The organism is Demequina silvatica (assembly GCF_000971215.1).
Lineage (GTDB): Bacteria > Actinomycetota > Actinomycetes > Actinomycetales > Demequinaceae > Demequina > Demequina silvatica.
In genome coordinates this window covers 1-9,151 of record NZ_BBMA01000014.1, presented here as the reverse complement: position 1 = coordinate 9,151, position 9,151 = coordinate 1, and the positions used below count along the sequence as shown (strand labels likewise).

Genomic DNA, 9,151 nt, shown 5'->3' with positions numbered 1-9,151 from the left:
TACCTTCACAAGAGGCCCCACCATCCGGTGGGGCCTCTTGTCGTATACCCAGCATGACGCCGGTCGATGGCGGGTTGGCGGTCCCGGTGCCTCAGCCGCGCGGCGGCGCGGTCGACTCGCGCACCACCAATGTGCACGGCACGAACTCGGCGGGCTCACCCAGCACGTTCGCCACCGGCGCGCCGCGCTCGATGCGTGCGAGCACCTCCTCGACCAGGCGCCGACCCAGCTCCGCGAACGGCTGGCGCACCGTGGTGAGCGGAGGGGACAGGAAGCCCGCGAGGGGGATGTCGTCGAAGCCCACCACAGAGAGGTCGCCCGGCACGGAGCGCCCGGCCGCCTGGCAGGCGAGCATGAGGCCGGCGGCCATCTCGTCGTTGGCGCAGAACACGGCGGTCGCCTCGTCGGGGACCAACGCCGCGGCCGCATGCCCCGACGCGGCGGTCCAATCTCCCTGGATGGGCTCGGGTGGCACGACCCCGTGCTCGCGCAGCACCCCACGCCAGGCGGCGAGGCGGGCGCGTGACGGGATCGAGTCCGCGGGGCCGGTCACGTGGTGCACCGTGCGGTGCCCCAGCTCGAGCAGGTGCTCGACGGCCGCGCGCGCGCCGCCCGCGTGGTCCGAGCCGATCATCGGCAGGCGCCCGCCGAAGGTCGCGTCCGACACCACCACCGGAAGGCCTGCAGGGAGGGCCAGCCGCCCTGCATCCTCGATCTCCGCACGGATGATGATGAGCCCGTCGATCGCCTGATGGGACAGCCGGGAGGCGGCCTCCGCCATCTCCTCGTGATCCGTGGAGTCGATGTCGAGCAGGGTCACCGTGTGACCCGAGTTCCGCGCGGCCGCCACCACCGCCTCGACGATGCTCGACTCGCCCGTGCGGGCGAGCCGGTGCGCGATCACGCCGATCGTGTCGAACGTCCCGCTGCGCAGCGCGCGGGCCGCGGTGTTGGGGGTGTACCCCACGGACTCCATCGCGGCGAGCACCCGCTTGCGGGTGTCGTCGCTGACGTTCAGGGATCCGTTGGCGACCCGCGAGACGGTCTGACCGGACACGCCGGCAAGGCGTGCCACATCGCTCATCGAGGCGCGCGCGGGTGTCATAACCGAATCCTAGGGGCGTCAGTGCAGGTGTTCGCCGGTCACCGCGGCGAGCCGCACGATGAGGGCGGCACGCAGTGCCGGGTCGAGTGCGGCCGCGGGCGCCTTCTCCGCCCGCCGCCGGTGGACGTACTGTCCGCCGCGACGCGCGACGGCCTCGTCGGAGGTCACCAGCCACACGGGGGTGTCGGCGCCGTCGGACAGGGGCAGCGCGGCGAGCGGCCCTCCCATGCGGGTGCGCACCCAGCCGGGATGGACCACGTTGATGGGCCGGTCCGTGTGCCGTGCCGCCAGCTCGAAGCCCACCATGGTGAGCAGCAGCTTCGAGTCCGCGTACACCTGGCGGCCGTCCCATGGCTCCGGGACCTCGAGGTCCACCAGCGGCCGGCCGTGGAAGGCCGAGTCCGACCCCACGAACACCAGCCGACGTGGCAGGCTGAGCAGCGCGCTCAGCAGGTACGGGGCGACCACGTTGACCTGCAGCAGCGGGTCGAGCCCATCCTCCGTGCGCGCCGCGCGGGCCTGCTCCCCGCCCAGGGCCGCGTTGTGCACGATCACGTCGTACGGCCCCCGGCCCCGTGCATCGTCCGCCAGCAGCCGGGTGGACGCGAGCGAGTCGAGCCGGCCCGTCACGCCGCCCAGCGCGTCCGGCACCGCGGCGAGCGCCACATCCGTGCGTGCGGCGTCGCGGCCGTGGACCACCACCTCGTAGCCGAGGTCGCACAGGCGCCGACCGATCTCGGAGCCCAGACCCTGGGCGGCTCCGGTGATGAGGACGCGTGGCATGGGCTCATCGTGGCAACCTCGGAGGTCAGGCCGCAATAGGCTGGGCCGGAACCCCTCCCCGGAAGGAGCCTGTCATGGGCATCGCAGACGAGCTTGTCACCAACAACCGCGCCTACGCGTCCACCTACACGCCCGACCGTCCGCTGCCGCCGCGCCGCAAGCTCGCCGTGGTCGCGTGCATGGACTCGCGTCTCGACACGTTCGGGCTGCTCGGGCTCGAGATCGGCGACGCGCACATCATGCGGAACGCCGGCGGCGTCATCACGGATGACATGATCCGCTCGCTGGTGATCTCGCAGCGCAAGCTCGGCACCCGGGAGATCATCCTCATCCATCACACCGACTGCGGCGCCCTCACCTTCACCGACGACGAGCTGCGCAACCAGCTCCTCGACGAGACCGGCCTCAAGCCCACCTGGAGCCCCGAGTCCTTCCGCGACCTCGACGCGGACCTGCGCCAGTCGATGGAGCGCGTGCGCCGCAACCCGTTCCTGGTCGACACCACCCAGGTGCGCGGCTTCGTGTTCGACGTGCACACGGGCGAGCTGCGCGAGGTCGTCTGACCGGCGAGGGCGCATACTGGCCCCATGTGGTGGACATTCCTCAAGGCGGTGAAGAGCGGCCGGCACCGGCTTGCGCCCATGACGTGGGTGGCCGCCGCCGGCGCGGTCCTCTACACGCTGTGGCCGCTCGACGTGATCCCCGAGCTGGTGCTCGGCCCCCTGGGCTTGCTGGACGATGCGGGTCTCTGGGGCATCCTCATGGTGCTCCTCACCCGCGAGAAGCAGCGCTTCGAGGTGAGCCTCCGCGACGGCGCGATCGACGTCGAGGGCACGGTCCGCTCGTCCTGACAGCCGGGCGGTCCTGACGTAGCGTCGGATCCATGAGCACCCCGGACTTCTCGGACCTCACCGCCGTGGTGGTGAACTGCACGCTCAAGCCCTCGCCTACGCTGTCGCACACGCAGGGCCTGCTGGACAACGCGATCGCGATCATGCGGACGCAAAGCGTGACGGTGGAAGTGATCCGCGCCGTCGACCACGTCCTCGCGCCGGGGGTGTACCCGGACATGCGCGAGGACGTGCCCGGCGGCAACCAGGATCGCGACGACTGGCCCGCGCTGGCGCCCCGTATCCTCGACGCGGACATCCTGCTGCTCGGCACCCCGCTGTGGCTGGGCGACAAGTCCTCGATCGCGACCCGCGTGATCGAGCGGCTGTACGGCCTCTCGGGGGAGCTCAACGAGCGCGGCCAGTACCTCTACTACGGGCGCACCGCGGGCGTGGTGGTCACCGGCAACGAGGACGGCGTCAAGCACGTCGCGATGAACGTCCTCTACTCGCTGCAGCACCTCGGGTACACGATCCCGCCCAACGCGGACGCCGGGTGGATCGGCGAGGTGGGGCCCGGACCGTCCTATCTCGACGAGGGCAGCGGCGGCCCCGAGAACGACTTCACGCGGCGCAACACCACCTTCATGACGTGGAACCTGCTGCACACCGCGCGCTGGCTCAAGGACTCCGGCGGCTTTCCCGCCGGCGGCAACTCTCGTAAGGAGTGGGACGCAGGAGCCCGATTCGACCACCCGAACCCGGAGTACCGATGAACGTCACCGAGGACCTGCCCGAGCGCGCATACGTCGCGATGCCCATGGAGGTGACGCTCGAGCGCCTGCCCCACGTGGTCGGGGAGGAGTTCGACCGCGTCGCGTCGCTGCTGGCATCCCGGGGGATCGCGCCGCGCGGCGCGATCATCCGCTACGTCTCCGCACGGTCCGACGGCCACTTCGCGATCGAGGTGGGCCACCTGGTGGACCCCGCCGACCTCGAGGGCTCGCCCATCGAGCCCGACCTCCTCCCCGCCGGCACGTACTCGATCGCTCGGTTCACGGGCGCGTACGCGCACCTCGGCGAGGTGTCGCGGGGGCTCATGGACTCGTGGGCGGAGGCCGGGATCACCCCCGCCACCGCGCGCACCACCACCGGGCAGGACTTCGCCTGCTGGTACGAGCACTACATGGACGTGCCGATCATGGGGCCGGAGGGGCCCGAGGGCAAGGTCGAGGTCTGCGTGCTGCTCGAGCCCGACGCGGGATCCGCTGACTAGCTAGCCCGCCGGCCTCAGAGCGGCGATGAGGGCGGCGGGGTCGTCGGCCGCGACGGCGTGCGCCGTGCCGTCGTCGAGGGTGAGCAGCACGTTGGCCTCGCCCGCATAGACGGTGCGCAGCGCCTGCGATGACAGGCCGTCGTTCGACGGCACGGCCCGCACGGAGACGATGCGCCGGGTGGGGACCTCGACCGCCGCACGGAGGCCGCGGGGCAGGGTGAGCGTGTCGTCGGTGAGGACGTACGGTCGCCTCACCGCGGCCACCCAGTCGACCAGGACGTACGCGATGAAGGCGATCGAGAGCGCGGTCACCGCGGTCGCGACCGCGGGGTTCCAGCGCGCGAGCAGCAGGTGCGCGACCGGGATCTCGACCGCGGACACGGCGACGACGGTGAGCACCAGCTGCCGCGGCAGCCCCAGGGCGTACGAGAAGCGCACGGCCCCAGCGTAGAGGTGGGCGTCAGCTGCCTTTCGCGTCGCCTTCGCCGCCGTCCGAGGCCTCGCTCTCGCGGTGCGCGATCGCGATGGAGTCCGTGTCGAGCGACTCGAAATGCTGCTCGGGTGCCTCGGCGACCGGAGCGGCAGGCGCGCCGGACCGCTGCCTGGCCGTCGCATCGTCCCTCCGGCGCCGCCGCCAAGACATGCGGAGGCGCGGCTCCGTCTCCGCGCCCGGGACCGGGGCCTCCAGCCCGTACGTGTCGCCGATGTGCTCGACGAACTGCTCGCGCGTGGTCCGCAGGTAGGCGCGATGCTCGCGCTCGAAGGCGCGGAACAGCGACACGACCATGCCGATCATCACGAAGCTGAAGGGCAGCGCGGTGATGATGGCGGCGGTCTGCAGGGCGGTCAGGCCGCCGGACAGCAGCAGGGCGATGGCGACGGCTGCGGTGGTGCACGCCCAGAACACTCGCACCCAGCGTGCGGGGTTCTCCTGCCCGCCGGAGGTGAGCATGGACAGCACGAAGCTGCCGGAGTCGGAGGAGGTGACGAAGAAGATGCCGACCAGCAGGATTGCTCCGAGGCTGGCGACGGCACCGCCGGGGAGCTGGGCGAGCATGTCGAACAGCGCGCCCTCGTAGTCGATGGAGCCGTCGGCGGCGATCAGCCCGCCCGCCCCGAAGAGCTCGGTGTAGAGGGCCGTGCCGCCCATGACCGCGAACCACAGGAACGTGATCATCGCGGGCACCAGCAGCACGCCCCACACGAACTCGCGCACCGTGCGGCCCTTCGAGACGCGTGCGATGAAGATGCCCACGAACGGCGCCCAAGAGATCCACCAGCCCCAGTAGAACGTGGTCCAGCTGGCCTGCCAGGCGGCGCCCTCCGCGCCGGCGTACGCCGACACGTTGAAGCTGAGCCCCACGAAGTTCTGGATGTAGTTGCCGAGCGACTGGACGAACTCGCGCAGCAGGAACAGCGTGGGACCACTGAACAGCACGTACACCAGGAGGATCGCTGCGAGGGCGAGGTTGATGTTCGACAGCCACTTCATGCCGCGCGCGAGGCCCGTGAGCAGGGAGAAGAGCGTGACGATCGTGATGATGATGATGAGGACCACCTGGGTGGTGGTGGTCGGCTCGGCGATGCCGGCGGCGGACAGGCCCGCGGAGATCTGTAGCACGCCGAGGCCCAGCGAGGTGGCGATGCCGAACAGGGTGCCGAGCACCGCGGTGATGTCGATGACGTTGCCCCAGCGGCCCTCGACCCTGCGGCCCAGGAGCGGCTCGAGCGCCCACCGGATGGAGACGGGGCGGCCGCGACGATGCACGGCGTACGCGATCGCGAGACCCACCACGATGTAGATGGACCAGGCGTGCACGCCCCAGTGGAGGAACGTCTGCGACATGGCGGACTGGGCGAGTTGCGCGTCGGTGCCGGTGACGCCGGGGCGAGGGTCGGCGTAGTGGGCGAGGGGCTCGGCGACGCCGTAGAACACGAGGCCGATGCCCATGCCGGCGGCGAACAGCAGCGCGTACCAGGAGAACTTGGAGAAGGCGGGCTCGTCGCCGTCCTTGCCGAGCGTGATGTCGCCGTAGCGGCTGAACCCGATGTACAGGGTGACGGCCACGAAGAAGGCCGCGATGAGGACGTAGTACCAGCCGAACGCGTCGATGATGTCGCGCTGGATCGCGTCGAACAGCGACTCGGCGGCGTCGGGCGCGATGATCGCGAAGCTCACGAAGCCGAGGATGAGGCCGGCCGAGGGCCAGAACACCCAGCGTGCGAGGTCGCCGCGAGTCATCGGCTCGTGGACCTTGGTGCCGGTGCTGCCGCCCGAGCTGGTCATGGCGCCTCCCCTGGTAGCGGGGCGGCTCGCGCCGCCCCGCTACCCATCTTGCCCCGTGGGGGGCCGGGTTGCGCGGATTCAGCCGCGGTTGCGCCAGGCCTTCGCCGAGGTGCCGTTGAGCAGGGCGATCATACGATCGAGGCTCTTGAGCGTGAGCTTGCCGCCGCTCGCCATCGCGACCATGCGCAGCGGTGCGGCCTTGAGGGAGGCCACGAGCATGAGTTCGGTGGATTCGTCCGAGGTCTCGGAGTCGAACTGCTTGGCGGCCTGCTGCGTGAGGATCTTCGCGGTGGTGCGGCCGGTGACCGTCTCACGGAGGTCCGCGATGGTCGAGTCGCGGTGGAAGGGCACCACGCTGGCGGCCTCGGGGATCTCGGAGCCGAGCATGGTGCGGAACTCCTCGTCGGTCGCGACGAACGCGGACGGTCCGTGCGACGGGAAGACGGCCTCGCCCTCGGCGACGGTGACGGTGCGGCGCGCGCGGATGTCGGTGGACGAGGCGCCCACGAGGATCTCGAACTCGCCGGGCTCCACCCGCCACTCCTGGGCGCGCACGTCCCACACGGAGAACGCGCGGCGGTCGAGGCGGATGGTCACCTTCTCCGAGGTGCCGGGCTCGAGGTGGACCTTCGCGAAGCCCTTGAGCTCCTTCTCGGGGCGGTAGGCGATCGACTCGGGGTCGCGCACGTAGACCTGGACCACCTCGGCACCTGCGCGCGGACCCACGTTGGTGACGGTCACGGTGACCGAGTAGCCGTCCTTGACCTTGCGCACCGTGAGGCCGGAGTGGTCGAAGGCCGTGTAGGTGAGGCCGTGGCCGAAGGGGAAGCGCGCGGCCACGCCCGAGGAGTCGTGGAAGCGGTAGCCCACGTACAGGCCCTCGCGGTACTGGACCTGGGTGGGGCGGCGCGCGAAGTCGCGGTCCGAGGGCAGGTCGGAGGCGGAGACGGGGAAGGACTCGGCGAGGCGGCCGCCCGGGGCGACGTCCCCCAGGAGGACGTCGGCGAGGGCCGAACCGCCGGCCTGGCCGCCCAGGTATGCCTCGACGATCGCGGCGGGGCGGTCCACCCACGGCATCTCGATCGGGGAGCCGTTGAGGAGGGCGACCACCGTGCGGTCGTTGGCCTCGGTGGCGGCGGCGATGGTCGCGATGTGTCCGTCGGGCAGGCGGAGGTGCTCGCGGTCGAATCCCTCGGACTCGTAGGAGTTCGGCAGGCCCGCGAGGACGATCACGACGTCGGCCTTGCGCGCGGTGTCACGCACCTCGGCCAGCAGGGCCTCCTCGGTCTCGCCGGTGCGGGCGTCGTAGCCGGGGGCGTAGTGGACGGTTGCCGTGTCGCCGACCGCGGTGCGGAGCGCCTCGAGGAAGGTGTCGAGCTGGGTGGGGTTGACCAGCGAGGAGCCGGCGCCCTGGTAGCGGGGCTTCTTCGCGAACGCGCCCACGACGGCGATGCTGCCGGTGCGCTCGAGCGGGAGGATGCCGTCGTTGGTGAGCAGGACGGTGCCGGCGGCGGCCGCGCGGCGGGCGAGGTCGTGGTGCGTGGCCGGGTCCGACTGCGAGGAGGCGGCGTCGTTGCGGCTGCGCAGCACCAGGTCGATCACGCGGGTCGCGGCCAGGTCGAGCTCCGCGGTGGTGAGCAGGCCCTTCGCGTGCGCGTCCTTGATCTCCGCGTCCCAGGTGCCGTTGCTGCCGGGCATCTCGAGGTCGAGGCCCGCGCAGATCCCGAGGGCGCGGTCGGACACCGCGAACCAGTCCGACATCACCAGGCCGTCGAAGCCCCACTCGTCGCGGAGGATGTCGGTGAGGAGGGTGCGGCTCATGTCGGCGTGTTCGCCGTTGACCTTGTTGTAGGAGCACATGACCGTCCACGGCTGCGACTCCTTGACCGCGATCTCGAAGCCGCTGAGGTAGATCTCGCGCAGGGTGCGGTCGTCCACCACGGTGTCGACGGACATCCGGAAGAACTCCTGGTTGTTCGCCGCGTAGTGCTTGAGGCACGCGCCCACGCCCTGCGACTGGATGCCGCGCACCATCGCCGCGGCCATCTTGCCGGCGAGGAAGGGGTCCTCGGAGAAGTACTCGAAGTTGCGGCCGCCCGCGGGGTGGCGCTTGATGTTGAGACCCGGGCCGAGCAGCACGGCGACGTCGTTCGCGCGGCTCTCGCGGCCGAGCGCGGCGCCCACCTCCTCGATCAGCGCGGGGTCCCACGTGGAGCCGAGCGTGACGGCCGGCGGGAAGCAGGTCGCGGGCACGGACGCGTTGAGGCCGATGTGGTCGGTGGCACCCGTCTGCTTGCGCACGCCGTGGGGGCCGTCGGTGAGCATGACGGACGGGACGCCGTGCTCGTCGAGGGCCTCCGTGGTCCATGCGTCCCGGCCCGAGACCAGGCGGATCTTCTCGGAGGTGGACAGGGTCGAGACGATCTGCTCGGCCTTCGCGTAGCTCTCGCGCATGGGGTTCCTTCGTGGGGAGTGGGGGCGGCTTCGTCGGCGTGCTTATCCTATCGGCGCGGCACCGGGTGCAGGTGTGACCTTCGGCACGTGTACCTGGTGGTTCGCGGGACGATGCCGGGGTCGGGTCGCGCGGGTCGGTGCGCCTCGTGTGGGGTCAGGGTGGCGGTGGTGCGCGCGCGCCCGGTGGCGGTGGAGATCGGGGGTTCCGGGGGCGTGCCTGGACGTGCTTGGACGTGTCTGGACGTGCGTGTGCGGCGCCGCCCGTGGTGGGTGGCGCCGCGGGGCGGGGTAGTTATGTGGGCGGGATGCCGGAGCGGGTGGCGTCGCGGTCGCCGCTGTCGTCGCGGGTGGTCTTGTTCCAGGGTCGGGGGGTGCCGAAGCGGGCTCGTCCGCCTTGTCAGGGGGTGCGTTGGGGG

9 protein-coding genes are annotated in these 9,151 nt (G+C 71.3%); 4 read left to right on the top strand and 5 right to left on the bottom strand.

Going from position 1 to position 9,151, the window contains the following annotated elements; translation table 11 throughout:
- Positions 1 to 91 precede the first annotated feature (91 nt).
- Entirely contained in the window at positions 92 to 1,105 is a 1,014-nt protein-coding gene (locus AOM05_RS13845; RefSeq protein WP_062523254.1) for a LacI family DNA-binding transcriptional regulator, read from the bottom strand.
- Positions 1,106 to 1,123: 18 nt separating this feature from the next.
- Positions 1,124 to 1,888, bottom strand: coding sequence for an SDR family NAD(P)-dependent oxidoreductase (locus tag AOM05_RS13840; protein WP_062523252.1), 765 nt, complete (start codon positions 1,886 to 1,888; stop codon positions 1,124 to 1,126).
- A gap of 74 nt (positions 1,889 to 1,962) precedes the next feature.
- On the opposite strand from AOM05_RS13840, the gene AOM05_RS13835 reads away from it, so the two are divergent.
- Genes AOM05_RS13835 through AOM05_RS13820 form a run of 4 tightly spaced genes read left to right on the top strand, consistent with a single transcriptional unit; the run spans position 1,963 to position 3,994 of the window.
- Positions 1,963 to 2,451 carry a beta-class carbonic anhydrase gene (locus AOM05_RS13835; protein WP_062523250.1) on the top strand — a complete coding sequence of 163 codons (489 nt, stop codon included), beginning with the start codon at positions 1,963 to 1,965 and terminating at the stop codon, positions 2,449 to 2,451.
- A gap of 24 nt (positions 2,452 to 2,475) precedes the next feature.
- On the top strand, positions 2,476 to 2,739 hold the full coding sequence (locus AOM05_RS13830) for a DUF1232 domain-containing protein (protein ID WP_062523248.1): 264 nt from the start codon (positions 2,476 to 2,478) through the stop codon (positions 2,737 to 2,739).
- Between the two features lie 32 nt (positions 2,740 to 2,771).
- Positions 2,772 to 3,494, top strand: a complete 723-nt coding sequence (locus AOM05_RS13825) for a flavodoxin family protein (RefSeq protein ID WP_062523245.1) — start codon at positions 2,772 to 2,774, stop codon at positions 3,492 to 3,494.
- The gene (locus AOM05_RS13820) at positions 3,491 to 3,994 is read left to right on the top strand and encodes a GyrI-like domain-containing protein (RefSeq protein ID WP_062523243.1); all 504 of its coding nucleotides are present in this window, start codon (positions 3,491 to 3,493) and stop codon (positions 3,992 to 3,994) included. The genes AOM05_RS13825 and AOM05_RS13820 overlap by 4 nt, the downstream gene beginning before the upstream one ends.
- Here AOM05_RS13820 and AOM05_RS13815 read toward each other — a convergent pair whose 3' ends face one another.
- The 3 genes from AOM05_RS13815 to AOM05_RS13805 all read right to left on the bottom strand — a co-directional run bounded on the left by AOM05_RS13815 (position 3,995) and on the right by AOM05_RS13805 (position 8,735).
- On the bottom strand, positions 3,995 to 4,432 hold the full coding sequence (locus AOM05_RS13815; protein ID WP_062523241.1) for a hypothetical protein: 438 nt from the start codon (positions 4,430 to 4,432) through the stop codon (positions 3,995 to 3,997). It lies immediately after the preceding gene.
- Positions 4,433 to 4,454: 22 nt separating this feature from the next.
- Positions 4,455 to 6,281, bottom strand: coding sequence for a BCCT family transporter (locus AOM05_RS13810; RefSeq protein ID WP_082097581.1), 1,827 nt, complete (start codon positions 6,279 to 6,281; stop codon positions 4,455 to 4,457).
- Positions 6,282 to 6,359: 78 nt separating this feature from the next.
- Positions 6,360 to 8,735, bottom strand: a complete 2,376-nt coding sequence (locus tag AOM05_RS13805; RefSeq protein WP_062523239.1) for a glycoside hydrolase family 3 C-terminal domain-containing protein — start codon at positions 8,733 to 8,735, stop codon at positions 6,360 to 6,362.
- Positions 8,736 to 9,151: the final 416 nt, after the last annotated feature.